General features: G+C 49.3%; 15 protein-coding genes. 9 read left to right on the top strand and 6 right to left on the bottom strand.

Translation table 11 applies throughout. The features are described 5' to 3' along the window. Window positions 1–11 precede the first annotated feature (11 nt). The 4 genes from smpB to T500_RS0112985 form a co-directional block, all read right to left on the bottom strand. Window positions 12–494, bottom strand: coding sequence for an SsrA-binding protein SmpB (gene smpB, locus T500_RS0113000; protein WP_013063647.1), 483 nt, complete (start codon window positions 492–494; stop codon window positions 12–14). 9 nt (window positions 495–503) lie between these two features. Continuing rightward, window positions 504–1,007, bottom strand: a complete 504-nt coding sequence (locus T500_RS0112995; RefSeq protein ID WP_013065468.1) for a DMP19 family protein — start codon at window positions 1,005–1,007, stop codon at window positions 504–506. A gap of 16 nt (window positions 1,008–1,023) precedes the next feature. Further along, entirely contained in the window at window positions 1,024–1,830 is an 807-nt protein-coding gene (locus T500_RS0112990; RefSeq protein ID WP_028908475.1) for an MBL fold metallo-hydrolase, read from the bottom strand. A gap of 96 nt (window positions 1,831–1,926) precedes the next feature. Next, window positions 1,927–4,116: a BamA/TamA family outer membrane protein gene (locus T500_RS0112985; protein WP_051612069.1), complete on the bottom strand. Its 2,190-nt coding sequence runs from the start codon at window positions 4,114–4,116 to the stop codon at window positions 1,927–1,929. A 131-nt stretch (window positions 4,117–4,247) separates the two neighbouring features. On the opposite strand from T500_RS0112985, the gene T500_RS0112980 reads away from it, so the two are divergent. After that, window positions 4,248–4,988 (top strand): RNA methyltransferase, encoded by a 741-nt coding sequence (locus T500_RS0112980; RefSeq protein WP_028908473.1) that lies wholly within the window; start codon window positions 4,248–4,250, stop codon window positions 4,986–4,988. Between the two features lie 9 nt (window positions 4,989–4,997). On the opposite strand, the gene T500_RS0112975 is transcribed toward T500_RS0112980, so the two are convergent. Further along, window positions 4,998–5,894, bottom strand: coding sequence for a glycoside hydrolase family 25 protein (locus T500_RS0112975; protein ID WP_036909122.1), 897 nt, complete (start codon window positions 5,892–5,894; stop codon window positions 4,998–5,000). 92 nt (window positions 5,895–5,986) lie between these two features. Beyond that, a complete protein-coding gene (locus tag T500_RS0112970; protein WP_028908471.1) occupies window positions 5,987–7,624 on the bottom strand; it encodes a diphosphate--fructose-6-phosphate 1-phosphotransferase in 1,638 nt (545 codons plus the stop codon). Window positions 7,625–7,832: 208 nt separating this feature from the next. Between T500_RS0112970 and T500_RS0112965 the strand changes: the two genes are divergently transcribed. From T500_RS0112965 to T500_RS17030, 8 genes are all read left to right on the top strand, one after another. Further along, entirely contained in the window at window positions 7,833–8,099 is a 267-nt protein-coding gene (locus tag T500_RS0112965; RefSeq protein ID WP_028908470.1) for a hypothetical protein, read from the top strand. A gap of 12 nt (window positions 8,100–8,111) precedes the next feature. Beyond that, window positions 8,112–8,684: a 1-acyl-sn-glycerol-3-phosphate acyltransferase gene (locus T500_RS0112960; protein WP_028908469.1), complete on the top strand. Its 573-nt coding sequence runs from the start codon at window positions 8,112–8,114 to the stop codon at window positions 8,682–8,684. Continuing rightward, the gene (locus tag T500_RS0112955; RefSeq protein WP_028908468.1) at window positions 8,681–11,629 is read left to right on the top strand and encodes a xanthan lyase; all 2,949 of its coding nucleotides are present in this window, start codon (window positions 8,681–8,683) and stop codon (window positions 11,627–11,629) included. Before T500_RS0112960 ends, T500_RS0112955 begins: the two co-directional genes overlap by 4 nt. A 15-nt stretch (window positions 11,630–11,644) precedes the next feature. Then, entirely contained in the window at window positions 11,645–11,989 is a 345-nt protein-coding gene (locus T500_RS0112950) for a hypothetical protein (RefSeq protein WP_013064219.1), read from the top strand. Between the two features lie 24 nt (window positions 11,990–12,013). Then, entirely contained in the window at window positions 12,014–14,023 is a 2,010-nt protein-coding gene (locus T500_RS0112945; RefSeq protein ID WP_028908467.1) for a YgiQ family radical SAM protein, read from the top strand. After that, on the top strand, window positions 13,947–14,759 hold the full coding sequence (locus tag T500_RS0112940) for a hypothetical protein (RefSeq protein WP_028908466.1): 813 nt from the start codon (window positions 13,947–13,949) through the stop codon (window positions 14,757–14,759). Before T500_RS0112945 ends, T500_RS0112940 begins: the two co-directional genes overlap by 77 nt. A 611-nt stretch (window positions 14,760–15,370) precedes the next feature. Further along, complete coding sequence (locus tag T500_RS16540; RefSeq protein ID WP_051612068.1) at window positions 15,371–15,952, top strand: hypothetical protein; 582 nt, start codon at window positions 15,371–15,373, stop codon at window positions 15,950–15,952. Between the two features lie 16 nt (window positions 15,953–15,968). Next, complete coding sequence (locus T500_RS17030; protein ID WP_155267549.1) at window positions 15,969–16,070, top strand: smalltalk protein; 102 nt, start codon at window positions 15,969–15,971, stop codon at window positions 16,068–16,070. Window positions 16,071–16,385: the final 315 nt, after the last annotated feature.

Below are 16,385 nucleotides of genomic sequence, written 5' to 3'. Positions count from 1 at the left end.
ATTAGCAAGCGCTACTTCCAGACTTTCATCGCACGGTCCATCTCGCGGCGATCTTCTTTCTCCTTCAGCGTCTGGCGCTTATCGAATTCCTTCTTACCCTTACACAGCGCCACATCAACCTTGGCCCGACCTTTATCATCGATAAACACCAAGGTGGGCACGATGGTAAAACCGGTTTGTTTGGTGGCACTCTCAAGGGCACGTATTTCTTTCTTGGTTAGCAACAGCTTTCTGTCGCGTTTGGCTTCGTGGTTGTTGTACGAACCGTAGAAGTAAGGACTAACATTCATGCCCTTCACCCACAGCTCGCCGTTAAGCACCACGCAATAGGTATCCACCAAGCTCGCCTTACCCAATCGGATGCTCTTAATCTCCGTACCGGTAAGCACGATGCCTGCAGTATAGGTCTCAACAAAGAAGTATTCGAACGAAGCCTTCTTGTTGCGAATCTGTACAGGACTCTTTTTGCGTAACTGTTCTTCTGTCTTGTTCATCTCTTACTATTAAATGATCTTCGCGAAGTTGTCCAGATGATCGTCCACATAATGGGCGATATCCTCGGTCCACTCTTCCTCGTTCTCGATAAAGATATCATCCAGATTCTCGAACTCAGGATACTGCTCGAACATAGCCATGAAATCCTCGTCGCTCTTCTCGGTTTCAATCTCTTCGCGATATTTCAGCCACAGGGTGTGGGCATCGTAAATCAGTTTCGAGGGGGCACGCATATCCCACTGGCGCAGCGCTTTGGCCAGAGGGTTCTTGAAGATGAAGGGACCGTAGCCGTTATAAATCAGCTGTACAAATCCGCCATCCATCACCTCTTCGTGCAGAATGTTCCAGGCCAGCAATGTCAGCTGGTCGGCATTCAACTTGGCCATGCTCTCGGCAGTCAGTTCGCCACCGATAGCATCGTAGATAGCCTTTACAAACACATCCAGGAACTCATCCATTCCCTCGAGTGCAGCCTGCTGCAAATCCTCGTCTTTTACAATTACCTCCACCATAATTATCAATTGTCAATTACTCCTCAATCTCGTACACACCCGTTGGTGTTTTGCGCTTCAGCACTTCCAACTCTACGTCCTTGCCAGGAATCACACCATGACTGCGCAGGATGGTCTCCACCGTCTTACGAGCCAGCTCAGGGTGATTATTCTCCTCGCTCAGGTGGCACAGCCAAACGTGCTTCAAGCCCTCGCTCATATTCTCAACCAGCGCCTCGCCGCACGATACGTTCGACAGATGTCCGCTACCGCTCAGAATGCGTTGCTGCAGATAAGCGGGATAAGGACCGTTCTTCAGCATTTCCACATCGTGGTTGGCCTCGATCACCAGGTAGTTAGCACGATTAATGGCCTGCTTGATATCGTCGGTAATGCTACCAACATCGGTAAGCACCACAAACACAATACCTTCAACCTCCAATTCGTAGCCCACATTCTCGCTGGCATCGTGAGGCACAGCAAAAGGGCGCACCTTAAAGTCGCCAAGCTGTACTTGCTCGCCAATTACCAACTCATGCTTATGATCTTGCGATACTTTCTTCGTTACACAATAATTCTGGTCTATGCCCTCGTGCACTTTATGTGTGGCATAAACAGGCAGGTTGCAGTCGTGACTCAGGGCACCCACACTTTTAATGTGGTCGGCATGATCGTGCGTTATCAAGATACGCTTTACGGAATTAAGCTGAATACCATACTCTCTACAATACTTCTTCAGTGTGCGTATTCCTATACCAATATCTATAATCAGCCCGTCGGTCGCTGTGCCCAGATAATAGCAATTACCGCTGCTACCGCTTCCAAAGGATATAAACTTCAACATCTCAAATATAATTTTCGTGCAAAGGTAGCACAAATAATCGAGAAATGAGAATTTAGAATTTAGAGATGCCGTACTATTTCACTTTTTTAACAGTAATTAGAATGGCATACCTACTGCAAAGTGGAAGGCAAGGTCGCGACTCAACTTGGGATGAAGAAGTGGATAATGAGCTTCCGACTCGATCTCGAAAGCAGGATTGATGGCTTTCATACCTAAATCGAAACGCAGAATAAAATAGTCGAAGTTTAGTCGCAAACCAGCACCATAGCTAACAGCCAGGTCGCTCAGGAAGGTATTAAACTTAAACTGTCCGCCAGGCTGGTCGGGATAATCACGCAGCGTCCAGATATTACCGGCATCGGCAAAAATGGCACCGTTGAATTTCCAGAACAGCTTCATGCGGTACTCCACGTTCAAATCGAGCTTCAGGTCGCCCGTCATTGTAATAAAGTTTATACGCCCGTCCTTATCCTTATAACGACCGGGACCGAGACTACGAACCGACCATCCGCGAACACTATTGGCACCACCCGAGAAGTAACGTTTCTCGAATGGCAACACGGTGGTATTTCCATACGGATAAGCAATACCTAAACCGATATGGAACACCAGCTGATCGTTGGTACCTTTCAGTATCTGCTGAGTATAGTCAAAATCGCCCTTAACGTACTGTGCATAGGCGATATTAAAGAGTTTATACTGACCTAAATCGTTCTTCGAACCACCAAAAATCTTAGAGCAGGCGCCCAACAGATTTCCAGCTGTTTCAACATTGGTTTTCAGCGCTACCACACCGTTGTTATACACGTAACCAAAACCCATTTTCATAATAAAAAGGTCTTCGTAATTGTAGCGCAGAATCACATTCTGGTTCGAGGTATTATCAAGATATTCTGTCTTAAAAGTTTCACTAATCCATGGCATGAACACATAGTTCAGATTCACCAGGTCGAAACGATAGCTATCATGATGATTCTGGGGCTTCCAGAGATATGACCAGCCAGCTGACAAGACTCGACGATGGAACTCAGGACGATCCTGCACATCATACAGCAACGCCAACTCGCTGGTAGCAATCGTACGACGACGGAAACTACGACTCAGGAACGGCATGATAAATCTTGGGAACGAGAGCTTGGTTTCGGCACTATACTCGGTAAAGTCCTGATTGCTGTAACCCTCCAAACCCTTGATGGCCTCGTAGGCACCACGCAACTGCAAACTGAATGTTTCCGACCCGCGGAACAGGTTGCGATTCTGATAAGTCAACGAGGCAGCAGCACCAAAGTCGCCAGCGGTATTGGTACCCTCGGGCTGGAAACTGATGGTTGATGGCTTGTTGGTCTGCACCTGAATCGTAGCATCCAGCAACGTGGTATCGGGCTGTTGCTCAAAAGCGATATTGGTATATTTTACAGCACCCAATCTTCCGAAGTGGTTATAGGTATTCTGCAACTTTTCAGCCGAATAAGGCTTTCCTGATTCCAGGAAAGTATTCTCGCTCAGCACTTTGGGGCGCAGATGCAGATGATCGTCGGCTCCACCCTCGTACTTGATACTATCGATGGTATAGGCCTTGTGCTGCTGTTGCAACAACAGCTTCAGATTAACCCCCTGCTGCTCCTCGTCCTTACGGGCACCATAGGTGATATACTCTTTATGGAAACGGAAGTAACCACGATTCTGCAGATACTGAGTGATGGCATTACGCTCGGCCGACAGCGTCTCAACACTGAACTGCATACCCTGATGCAACAGCGACGAGCGACCACGCAGCAAACGTGCTACCGTGGTATCCTCGATCACGAAATCCAGTTCGCGCACAAAGTAGGGCTTTCCTGGATGCAACACATACACAGCATCCAGCTTATGTTTCTTCTTGTCGATAAACAGTTCTACTTGAGCATCCAGATAACCCTTATTCTGCAGGGCTTGCTGCAGATCCTTACAAGTCATCTGTGCCTGAAGCGTATCGTAGATAACAGGCGCCTCGCCCATCTGTCGCAACATACGGTTCACCCACGAGCTGTCCTTGCCTGCCATCGCATAAACACCCAAAGGCAATTTAACAGCCGAGAACCAGCGCGAGTTAGGTTTCTGCCGCACATAACCCTTCAAATTACCCGGATTAATATCGTGATACTTACTATCGGTAACCACCTTTACCTTGTTCAGCAGGTAGTTGTCTTCAGGAATATCACGACTCACCGAACAGCTACTCAGAACGAGTGCTGCAGCTAGACATATGGGTGGTAAAAACCTATTATGAGTTGCCTTCAGATCCATTTTGGCGCAAAATTAATAAAAAAACGGCACGAATGGCACGAATTAACACGAAATAATAAAAAAATTCAGCTAATTCGCGCAATTCATGCTTAAAAACCTGTAACTTTGCACAAAAATCAGATGAACAGAGTATGATAAGCAAGAATCAGATTAAATTCGTACACCAACTTGAGTTGAAGAAGTTTCGCAAACAAGAGGGCCTTTTTATTGCCGAAGGTCATAAGGTTGTGGGCGACTTACTGAAAGCCGGCTATTCCCCCAAGCAGCTGTTTGCTACTGCCGAATGGATAGCTGTCAACCCTGTTGCCGATGCCATCGAAGTTACCAACGATGAGCTTACCAAACTCTCTCTGCAGCAGCACCCCCAGCAGGTGCTCGCACTCTTCCCCATCCCTACTCACCAACACCAAACACCTAACACCCAGAAGCTATCAATCCTGCTCGACAACGTTCAGGACCCCGGCAACCTGGGCACCATCATCCGTATTGCCGACTGGTTTGGTATCGACACCATTTTCTGTAGCGAGGGTACGGTAGATGCGTGGAACCCCAAAGTGGTTCAAGCCACCATGGGTTCGATTGCCCGCGTACACCTTATATATATAGACACCATGCAACTACTTGATTCGCTGCCCAAGGATTTTTCCGTTTACGGTACCTTTCTGGATGGCGAGAACATCTACACGCAGCAGTTGTCACAACAAGGACTAATTGTGATGGGCAACGAGGGTAATGGTATCAGCGATGCCGTACGTGCACGTGTTACCCACAAACTACTGATTCCCGATTTCCATAAAGGACCAACTGCCGATAGCCTGAATGTAGCCATTGCCACCGCTATCACCTGCTCCGAATTCCGCCGCAGGGGATAACAAAAAAACTTATTCGCGGTATGCTTTTTCGCCAATCGTCTCTTGCGAGCCAAGAGTCATTTGGCGCAGGTCGTAATACGAGCCATTGTAGATATTAAAGTCAACATTACCTTTAATACCTGGCAATCGCCCCACATCGGTATGCTGCCAGAATTTCCAAGGTCCCTGGTATTCCAGCGAATCCACATAGTAATGCGCTATCCAGTAAGGATACTCATCAAACACGGGATCGTTAAGATAGCGCGTCTTAAATTTAAAATAGGTATAGATGATGGGCTTTACCTGATAGTGCTTCTCAACGATATTCAGCCACTGCAGCACCGATTTCTTAAACTGCGCATCGGTCTGCTCCTTGGGCTTATGCTCCACGTCCAGCACTGGTGGCAGGTCGCCGTTCTCCAGTTTCACGGTGCTGATAAAATGGTAAGCCTGCTGTTCGGCAGGTGTGTGAACGCTGTAGAAATGGTAGGCACCACGGGTAAAACCATTTTCACGAGCCTGATAGAAATTATCACGGAAATTCTCGTCGGTACGTGTCGCGCCTTCGGTAGCCTTAATCATCACAAAACGGATGGGACAATGATTAATGGTGCCGTTATCCTTCAGCTCATCCCAGTTGATACGTCCCTGATGATGACTGATATCAATACCATGAATCTCGTAGCCCTCGGGATAGCTCACGTCGCCATAAAGGGCACGCCAACGGAATCCGAACGGACTCACAAAGAAATAATAGAAAAAGTAAACGTATACCGCCACCACAGCACCACCGCCTACCCAATATGCCCACCCGGGCATATGTTGTAGAATACGGACAAAGAATCCGGGCTTACGATGGCCACGTGGACCATGGTAAGTGCGGGTAGTACCTACCCCTTTTCTACGAACAACTCGGCGCTTTGGCATCAACGAAAAAGAAAAGGCACGAATTACACGAATTTACGCGAATAAATATAATAATTCGTGATAATTCGCGTAATTCGCGCCTAATAAATTAATTACTTACCCTGCTCAAGAGCAAGTGTACGGGTTGGCTGATCGCAAACCTCTGTTGGACCCCAGTACTGGATTGGACCAGGATATACATAAGCGGTTTCGCGAGCCCAACGATCACGCTGTGCAGCGAAGGTCTTGAAAGGAGCGCCGTCGAGCTCAACGAGAGCCTTACGAATAACTGGCTTCATCTCACCAGCACGCTTCTCCATGTTCATCATCATTGTGATGGGCACACCACCAGCAATCCACTGCTCAGCAGGAGCTGTTGTGTTCTTAACGATAGCCATGTAACCGGTCTTGCCGTTAGCAATCAGCTGGGCAGCTGATGTACCAAGAGCATAGCAGTAGTCAGCATCGAAGTTAGAAGGAGCAGCGCAACGTCCCTCGTAACCGAAGAAGTGGTGCTGAGCTGAGAACTTACCAGTGTACTTGCCTTCCTTCTTCATCTTCTCGAGCTTCTGAGCTACCATTGTAGAGAGCAGCTTCTCGGTCTCGATCAGAGATACCTGTACGTTTCCGTGTGGGTCGCGGTCGAGAGCCAGCTGACGAGCAACACCTGTAGGCAGGCTGTTGAATACAGCAAGATTCTCATCAGTCAGGTGAGCCTTAACGAAGTCGATCGACTCGTGACGATCCAGCTCCTTAGCCTCTGGCATAGCCAGAACGTCGTTCAGCTGAGCAATCAGCTTCTTGATAGCAGGAATGAACTCGATAACACCCTCAGGGATGATAACAGTACCGAAGTTGTTACCATCAGCAGCACGCTGGCAAACAGCGTTAGCGATGTATGTTACGATATCGTCGAGGCTCATACCCTTCTGCTCGATCTCCTCAGAAACGAGACAGATATTTGGCTGAGTCTGCAGGGCGCACTCCAGAGCGATGTGAGATGCTGAGCGACCCATTACCTTAATGAAGTGCCAGTACTTACGTGCTGAGTTACAGTCGCGCTCAATGTTACCAATCAGCTCAGAGTATGTCTTACAAGCTGTATCGAAACCGAATGAAGTCTCAATCTGATCGTTCTTCAGGTCACCGTCGATAGTCTTAGGACAACCGATTACCTGTACGCCGTAGTTCTTAGCAGCATAGTACTCAGCCAGTACACAAGCGTTGGTGTTAGAGTCGTCACCACCGATAATAACGATAGCCTTGATGTTCAACTCGCGGATAATCTCGAGGCCCTTCTCAAACTGGTCAACCTTCTCAAGCTTAGTACGACCAGAACCGATCATATCGAAACCACCAGTGTTACGATACTCGTCGATAATATCTGCAGTGAGCTCCATGTAGTTGTGATCTACCAGACCACCAGGGCCCAGGATGAAACCGAAGAGACGGTTCTCGGGGTTCAGCTTCTTGATCTGATCGAAGAGACCAGTAATCACATTGTGACCGCCAGGAGCCTGACCGCCTGAGAGGATGATACCTACGTTCATCTTGGTGTTGTTAGCCTCGGTAGCGGGCTCAAACTCTACGATAGGCATACCATAAGTGTTAGGGAAGAGCTTCTTGATCTCCTCCTGGTCGCCTACACTCTGTGTAGCGGCACCCTCCTTAACTTTTACTGCACCCTGAAGTGCCTTAGGCAACTTAGGCTGATAAGCGGCTCTCGCCATCTGCAATGCACTTTTTTCCATATTATTATTCCTTATAAATTAATGAGTAATTGTTTTCTGAGCCGCAAAATTAGTGAATTTTTGTAAGAAATACGAAAGAAATCGATGTATTTTTGGCATTTTAATATTTTTTTGGTGTAAAACACTTGTTATCTCAGTTTTTTTTTCTAACTTTGCTTTATGAATATAACAAAACACCCCAAAAGGAGGGGATTTAAACGAAATAATTATGATGAACAAAAGAACTCTTAAGAAAAGCATCAATGCAATCTGTGACGAGATTTTTGCCGAGGCTGTAGCGCTCTCATTGTATGGTAATGATAGAAACATGGAAAACGATGACGCTCTGATTCGTTCTGTAATCATGCTCCGTGCTAACTACATCAGTCGTATTTCACACCCAGAGCCAGGAATGGATGTACAGGCATATTATAAGGACCTGCGCGATAAATTTACCGCTGAAGCACAGGAGATTGTTGATCAGCTTAACGCGTAATTCCTTACTGCAATGCTAAAATCACTTTGCAGATGGATTCTGTACAAACGCATGGGGTGGCAGAAGGTAGTAACCGAAAACCACCCCGAAAAGTTCATTATCTGTTTAGCGCCCCACACCAGTAACTGGGACTTTTTGCTTGGGCAGCTTTACAGTAGAGCCGAGGGCATGAAGATTAACTTCCTGATGAAGAAGGAATGGTTCTTCTGGCCGTTTGGCCCTATTTTCCGTAGTATGGGCGGTATACCTGTGTTCCGACAGAAAAAAATGAGCATGACCGATGCGATGGCCGATACAGCCAAGTCGGTTTCTCAGTTCAAACTTTGTATTACCCCCGAGGGCACCCGCAGTCGCGTGGATGAGTGGAAAAAAGGTTTCTACTTCATCGCACTTAAGGCGGGCATACCTATTTTATTATATGGGGTGGATTATGAACGCAAACTGATTCAATGTACAAAAACCATCATCCCCACAGGCGACCTTGAGGCCGACATGCGGGAAATAAAATTATATTTTAAGGATTTCAAGGGCAAGAAGCCCGAGAATTTCTCGATAGGAGAGATAGGAGATATTACCAAACAATGAAACGTACAAGTATCATACTCGCGGCTGTGTTTGCCTTGCTGACTGCCATGCCCGCCAATGCGGCTCGGAAAGCTAAGGTTAAAACACCGCCCGACCCCTATAAATCGCTAAAGGATAAAATAGACCGATACTTTGTGAACTTCAAGAGCGATGAGCAACGCATCCGCTCTACTTTCCACCTGAAGACTCTGGTGGTTAACGACTCGTTGCGCACAGTCGATATCAGCGCCAACAATAATCTTGGCGAACAGCTGTTTACCGACGACCTGGCCGAAACCATCTATCAGGAGGTTCAGGAATTGCTGCCCGATTCGGTTCAGGATTACAATCTCACCATCACAACCGGTGGCTGGGATTTGCGCCAGCTGGTGCCCAACCGCTTGCGCCAGCATAAAGACAAAGCACGTACCTGGGGCGACATCGATTATCACGGTCGTCCATGGGTCCGCAACGCCTCACTCCCCTACACCATCACCGAAGGTTTACAGAACCGACATATCTCGCTCTGGGCCAGCCATGGCCGCTACTTCAACGTCAAAGACAGTACGTGGAAGTGGCAGCGCCCCGCATTGTTCGGCACACGCGAGGACCTTTTTACACAAACCATCGTTATCCCCTACCTCATCCCCATGCTGCAGAATGCAGGCGCCATCGTGTTCTCACCACGCGAACGCGACTGGCAGCGCAACGAATTTATAGTGGATAACGACACCCCCGAATCAGGCTACACCGAGACCAACGGGCACTTTCAGTGGAGCAAGAACAATACAACAGGTTTTGCCTGGCATTCAGGTAGTTATGAAGACTTTGAGAACCCGTTTAATGCAGGTACCAGTCGCCAGTCGCCCACTACCGACAACGCCAAGCGCCAGAGCGAAATCATCTGGAAGCCCGCCATCACCGAGAGTGGCAACTACGCCGTTTACGTGAGCTATCACACCACCGATAAGAGCATCGACGATGCCCACTACACCGTGTGGCACCAAGGCATACCTACCGAGTTCCGCGTCAACCAGACGATGGGCGAGAAAACGTGGGTTTACCTGGGGACGTTCTATTTCGACCAAGGTCAGAGCACACGCAACTGCGTAACATTGAGCAACCTGAGTCGCCACCACCACGGTGTGGTAACAGCCGATGCCGTACGCTTTGGCGGCGGTATGGGTAACATCGATCGTGGTCGCGGCGTGAGCGGACTGCCCCGCTGCCTCGAAGCCGCACGCTACTACGCCCAGTGGGCAGGCATGCCTTACGAGGTGTACAGCACCAAGGATGGCGAGGACGATTATGGCGACGACATCAACGTGCGCAGCTATATGACCAATCACCTGGCTGGCGGCTCTGTGTTTGTACCCGATACCACAGGCTTGAATGTGCCCATCGAACTCTCGCTGGCCATTCACAGCGATGCCGGCTACACCCGCGATGGCAAGAGCCACACAGGCACCCTGAGCGTGTGCACCACCTATCTTAACGACAGCATTCTGAATTCGGGCCTTACCCGCTTGGCATCACGCGACTTGGCCGACGAACTGCTCTACTCTATCCCTGCCGACATCAAAAAGAAATACGGCAACTGGCCCACACGCGAACTCTACGATCGCAACTACAGCGAAACCCGTTGCCCCATGGTGCCCAGCGCCATTCTCGAAACCATGTCGCATCAGAACTTTGCCGACATGCGCATGGGTCAGGATCCTAACTTCCGTTTCGACCTGGCACGCAGCATCTACAAAACCCTGTTACGCTACATCAGCGCCATGCACCACAAGAAATACGTGGTACAGCCCTTGGCACCCGATCGCCTGTCGGCCGAGCTTACAGGTCGCGGCGAGGCCAGAATCAGCTGGCACACCGTTTACGACGAATACGAACCCACCGCCAAGCCCACAGGCTTTGTAGTTTACACAGCCACAGGTCGCAGCGGCTTCGATAACGGTACCTATATCAAAGGTGGCACCGAAACATCTGTTACCATCCCCGTCGATCCCGAAAAGCTGTACTCATTCCGCGTCACAGCCGTTAACGATGGCGGCGAGAGTTTCCCCAGTGAGGTGGTTTCGGTATTCGATGTGCCCGAGGCTCAGAAGTCGGTACTCATCGTCAACGGCTTTACCCGTTTGGCAGCCCCACAGGTAGTTGACAACACCGTTTCACAAGGTTTCGACCTTGAGACCGATGCTGGCGTTACCTATGGTCGCACAGCTGGTTGGCTAGGCTATCAGACCGGTTGGGACAAGAGCAAGATGGGTAGCGAGCGCCGCGATGGTCTAGGCTACACCAACGACTCGCTGCAGGGCCAGTTCATTGCTGGCAACGATTTTGACTATATCCGCACCCACGCTACAGCCATCGCCACAGCCCGCAAATACCGCGTGGCCAGCTGCTCGGTGACTGCACTCGACAATAACGAGGTACACCCTCAGAATTATGAGATGATGGACGTGATTCTCGGTCTGCAACGCAACGACGGCTACTCGCTCGTTCCCTACCAGCTCATGTCGCCCATCCTGCGCGAGCATATCCGCTTGTTTGCCAAGCGCGGTGGTTCGCTGCTGGTTAGCGGCGCCTACCTGGGCAGCGACATGCAGGATCCCGTAGATCGCAAATATCTGGCCGACATACTCAAGCTAACCTATCAGGGCCAGAATGCCGACTCGCTGCAGCGCGATACCATCAACGGTCTCGGTCTGCAGTTCACCTTCCATCGCCAGCTGAACGAGCAGCACTATGCCGATCAGCACCCCGAAATCATCGAGCCGGTTTATCCCGCATTCTCGGCCATGAAGTATGCCGACGATTACAGCGCTTCGGTAGCCTATAACGGCACCGATTACAAGTCGTTCGCCATGGGATTCCCCTTCGAGTGCATCAAGGACGAACCCAAGCGTAACAGCATTATGCGTGGCATTTTGCAATTCCTATTACAATCAAATAACCCATAAAAATTATCTAAAAGTATGAAAATTCAATCTAATTCATCTGGAACCCGTAGTATCGAAGTAAGTGACGAACACCTGCAGACCATCGAGAAGTATCAGCTCTTCCGCGATCTGATCGACTCTAATGGCTACGTCGACGAACAGGTACTTGACAAATTGAAACTGAACATTCGCGCACTGCTCGAGGGCGATGCCGGTAAGGACAAAACCCTGCTAGACCTCTGTCTCGATGTTATCTATCATCCAAACATGAAGGCATTCGGCCTGCAGCAGCTTGTGCTATTATACATTAACTGGAAGCATCAAGACAACGATGGCCTGGGCATGACCACACGCGTTTTGCAGGGCACACCGTTTAATTGATGGCCCAAAATTGGAAAATAAGATTTGAAAGAGTACAGATTAACTGATTTTTTACCCACAACAAAAAAGGAGCTCGAACTCCGGGGATGGGATTACGTTGATGTAATCCTATTCTCGGCCGATGCTTATGTTGATCACCCATCGTTTGGTGCCGCCGTGATTGGCCGCACACTCGAGGCCGCGGGGTTCCGCGTGGCCATTGTGCCACAGCCCGACTGGCATGGCGACTATCGCGACTTTAAGAAGTTAGGTCGCCCACGCCTGTTCTTCGGTATCGCCCCAGGTTGTATGGACTCGATGGTAAACAAGTACACCGCCGCACGCCGCCTGCGCTCAGAGGATGCCTACAGCCCCGATGGTCGCCACGACATGCGCCCCGAGTACCCCACCATCGTATATGCCAAAATCCTTAAGGAGCTTTATCCCGATGTACCCGTAGTACTGGGTGGTATCGAGGCCTCGCTGCGCCGCGTGAGTCATTACGACTACTGGAGCGACAGCCTCAAGAAGTGCCTGCTGTGCTACTCGCCTGCCGATATGATTACCTACGGCATGGGCGAAAAGGTAACTATCGAACTGGCACGCCGACTGGCTGCCGGTGAGAGCATTCGCGATATTCGCGACCTGCCGCAAACCGTTTATCTCTCACGTAAGGAAGATATCATTGGTGGCATTACCGATCGCGACATCGTGCTGCACTCACACGAGGAATGCCTGAAAAACAAGAAGGCCCAGGCCGAGAACTTCAAGAACGTCGAAGAGCAGTCGAACATGATGCACGCCCAGCGCCTGCTGCAGGGTGTCGACGGACGTTACGTGGTTATCAATCCACCTTATCCGCCCATGACTACCGAGGAGCTCGACGCCTCGTTCGATTTGCCTTACACACGCCAGCCGCATCCCAAATATAAGGGCAAGCGCATTCCCGCTTACGAGATGATTAAGTTCTCGGTAAACATCCATCGCGGCTGTTTTGGCGGCTGTGCATTCTGTACTATTTCGGCCCATCAGGGTAAATTCATTACCTGCCGTTCAAAAGAGAGTATCCTGCGCGAGGTGAAACAAGTCATCGAGATGCCCGACTTTAAGGGTAATCTCAGCGACCTGGGTGGCCCGTCGGCCAACATGTACGGCATGAGCGGACGCAACAAGAACGCCTGCGAAAAGTGCCGTCGCCCATCGTGTATCCATCCGCAGATATGCCCTAACCTCAATACCGACCACTCAAAACTGCTCGATATCTACCGCTCAGTAGATGCCCTTCCAGGCATCAAACACAGCTATATCGGCAGTGGTGTGCGTTATGATTTATTATTACATCGTAGCAAGGACGAGGCCAGTAACAAGGCCGCTATGGAGTACACCCGCGAACTGATTACCCGTCATGTTTCGGGCCGTCTCAAGGTAGCCCCCGAGCACACCAGCGATCGTGTACTATATCTCATGCGCAAGCCCTCGTTCCAACAGTTCTACGAGTTCAAACGCATCTTCGATAAGATTAATCGCGAGGAGGGTCTTCGCCAACAGATCATCCCCTACTTCATCTCCAGCCACCCAGGCTGTCAGGAAGAGGATATGGCCGAACTGGCAGTGATTACCAAGAACCTCGATTTCCATCTTGAGCAGGTACAGGACTTTACCCCCACGCCTCTTACCAACGCCACCGAAACCTGGTACACAGGCTACGATCCCTACACACTCCAGCCCGTGTTCAGCGCCAAGACACCTAAGGAAAAATTGGCCCAGCGCCAGTTCTTCTTCTGGTACAAACCCGAAGAGCGCCGTGGCATCGAGCAGTCGTTGCGCCGCATCGGCCGTCCCGATCTCATAGCCAAGCTCTACTCAGGCATGCCCCCACAAGGCAGTTATCGCCCTGCTTACGGCAGCCAGAAGCCCGCAGGTAGCAGCAAGCCATCTGGCGGTGGCAAGCCAAAATCTTATAACCCCAATTTTAAAAATGAAAATTCTCGAGCAAAGCATCATAGCGAAAAGCCCCAGCAAGAAAAGCGAGGACGGAATCGTCGTAACTTCTGATTTTATTGCCGTTATCGACGGCAGCACATCCAAAACCAAGCGTCGCCATTGCCCCCTCATGAGCAATGGCCGCTATGCCATGCTACTCATCAGTCGCTATATCCGAAAAATGCCCGCCAACACCAGCAGCCATCAGTTCTGCGTAGGTGTTACCCGTGCGTTGCGCCGCCACTACTGGCTGCGTTTCCCCGTTGAGCGTATGCAGCACCATCCCGAAGAGCGCCTCTGCGCCTCGGCCATTATCTACAGTCGCCTGCGCCGCGAGGTATGGATGGTGGGCGACTGCCAGTGCCTCATTGGCGGCAATTACTTCGACAACCCTAAGCCCTACGAGCAGCCTCTGGCCGAGATGCGTGTAGCCAAAGTCAAGGAGCTGTTGGCAGCAGGTGTGCCACAAGCCGACCTACTGCAGCCCCACGACCCAGCCCGTGAAGTAATGATTCCCACCATGCTTGACGTAATGAAAAATCAGAACATTACCTACGCCGTTATCGATGGTTTCCCCATCCCCGAGCAAAAGGTAAAAGTGATACCGCTCGACTTCCAGAAATGGGAGATTGTGTTTGCCAGCGACGGCTATCCCCAGCTGGCCCCAACACTAAAAGAATCGGAATCGCTCCTGGCCCACCAGCGCGAAACCGATCCCCTAAACATTGGCCAGTTCAAAGCCACCAAAGCCTTCGTTTCCGGTAACAACTCCTTCGACGACCGCACCTACATCCGCTTCGAAGTGTAAGTTAAAGTGGTACAGATTGTCTTGTACTGACAAAGTGGAAAATCTAGGAAACTTGACTCCGTTCTCTGAGGTGGTTGACTCTATTCCTAAAAACGTAGACTTCGTACGGATATTGTTTACTATTCATCTTAACACCGCACGCCGCAACTTTTTGGTTTTGCGGTGTGGATGGGTGCGATGGTGGAGGTAGATTAATTACTATTATAAATATTATATATTATTATATATATTATAATATATATAATAATATATAATATTCTAAAGACAAGATATTGCGAGTGTGAAGTACGAAAAAGTTGCGGCGTGCGGCGTGCGGTGTGGAGGTGAGCATAGGAGACGAGGTTATACTTATTTGAGCGAAATCCATAATTTTTGAGGCGATAAAATTATGGTTCGTGGCGTACGAAATGGATAACCAAAATAATTTTGCTTTTTGATTAAAAAAGTGGCTAAAATATTTGGTAGTTTGAGATATTTTTTGTACCTTTGCAGTGCATTAAGAAAGATACACTTCTCTTGCAACGTTAATCAAAAACGAAGCGCGCACAACTTTTGAGAGACACAAACAACACTTAGTTATTAACCATTTTAAAATTAAAACACACAACATTATGGCAAAGATTTTTTATCTGCTGAAGCAGAACAACGTGAAGAACTCGAAAATTTACGGCAAGTGGTTTGCCCGAGGAAAAACCATCGAAACACTGAACACCCGAAAGATGGCCAACCACATCTCGGAACACGGAAGCATCTACACCCCAGACGTGGTATTCGGAGTACTGGAGAAATTCAGAAGCTGTCTGCTGGAAATGCTACTGAACTCGAAACGAGTAAAGATCGACGGTCTGGGCATCTTCTTCACCACCCTGGAGAACGAGAAAGGTGGAGCCCTGAAAAAGGAGGATTTCTCGCCAGCCAAGAACCTGAAAGCTCTGCACATTAGATTTCTGCCCGACCAGGAGGCTGAGACAAACATCTCGAGCAGAGAGTTTATCAAGAAGGCTGAGTTTGTGAATGCTGAGACATTTGCAGGACAGCTGACCGAGGAGGAGGATAAACCAAGTAACAGTGGTGGTAGTAGCAGTCAGGGCGGTAACCAGGGTGGTAACACAGGAGGCGGTAACCAGGGTGGTAACACAGGAGGCGGCAATCAGCCCAGCAACCCAGGTAGTGGCGGCTCAGACATGAACTAACGAAAGGAGGTGAGTTATGAGCAAGAAGGAAACCCTGAAGTTCATCATCCAGATGATTGCGAGCATCGCAACAGCGATTGTTACGGCACTGGGAGCTACCAGCTGCATGGATTTCTAAGATAAAACAAAGAGAATGCCTGTTAATTAAGTTTAATGGGCATTCTTTTTTCTTCTTTGCTTACAAAACACATTAATCATGCAGTAACGGAAGACTTCGTTTTCGTTACTTTTGGGTCGCGGTTCACCTATCCCCTTTATTAGTTCCAAAACTAGATTTCTACCTGGAGCAACCGCAGATACTCGCCTCCAGACTATCAGGACAGGTCGGCACGCGCCTGTCATAGTTCACTGGCGACAGTATGTAAAAGCGTTATTTCGTAGTAAACTGTCTGTATTCATGTTTCTGCTTGACCACAGCAAACATCCTCAGTAC

Origin of the sequence: Xylanibacter ruminicola Ga6B6 (assembly GCF_000687715.1) — a bacterium.
Lineage (GTDB): Bacteria > Bacteroidota > Bacteroidia > Bacteroidales > Bacteroidaceae > Prevotella > Prevotella ruminicola_B.
The sequence above is the reverse complement of the archived record's forward strand: the minus strand, read 5'-3'. Positions and strand labels throughout refer to the sequence as shown.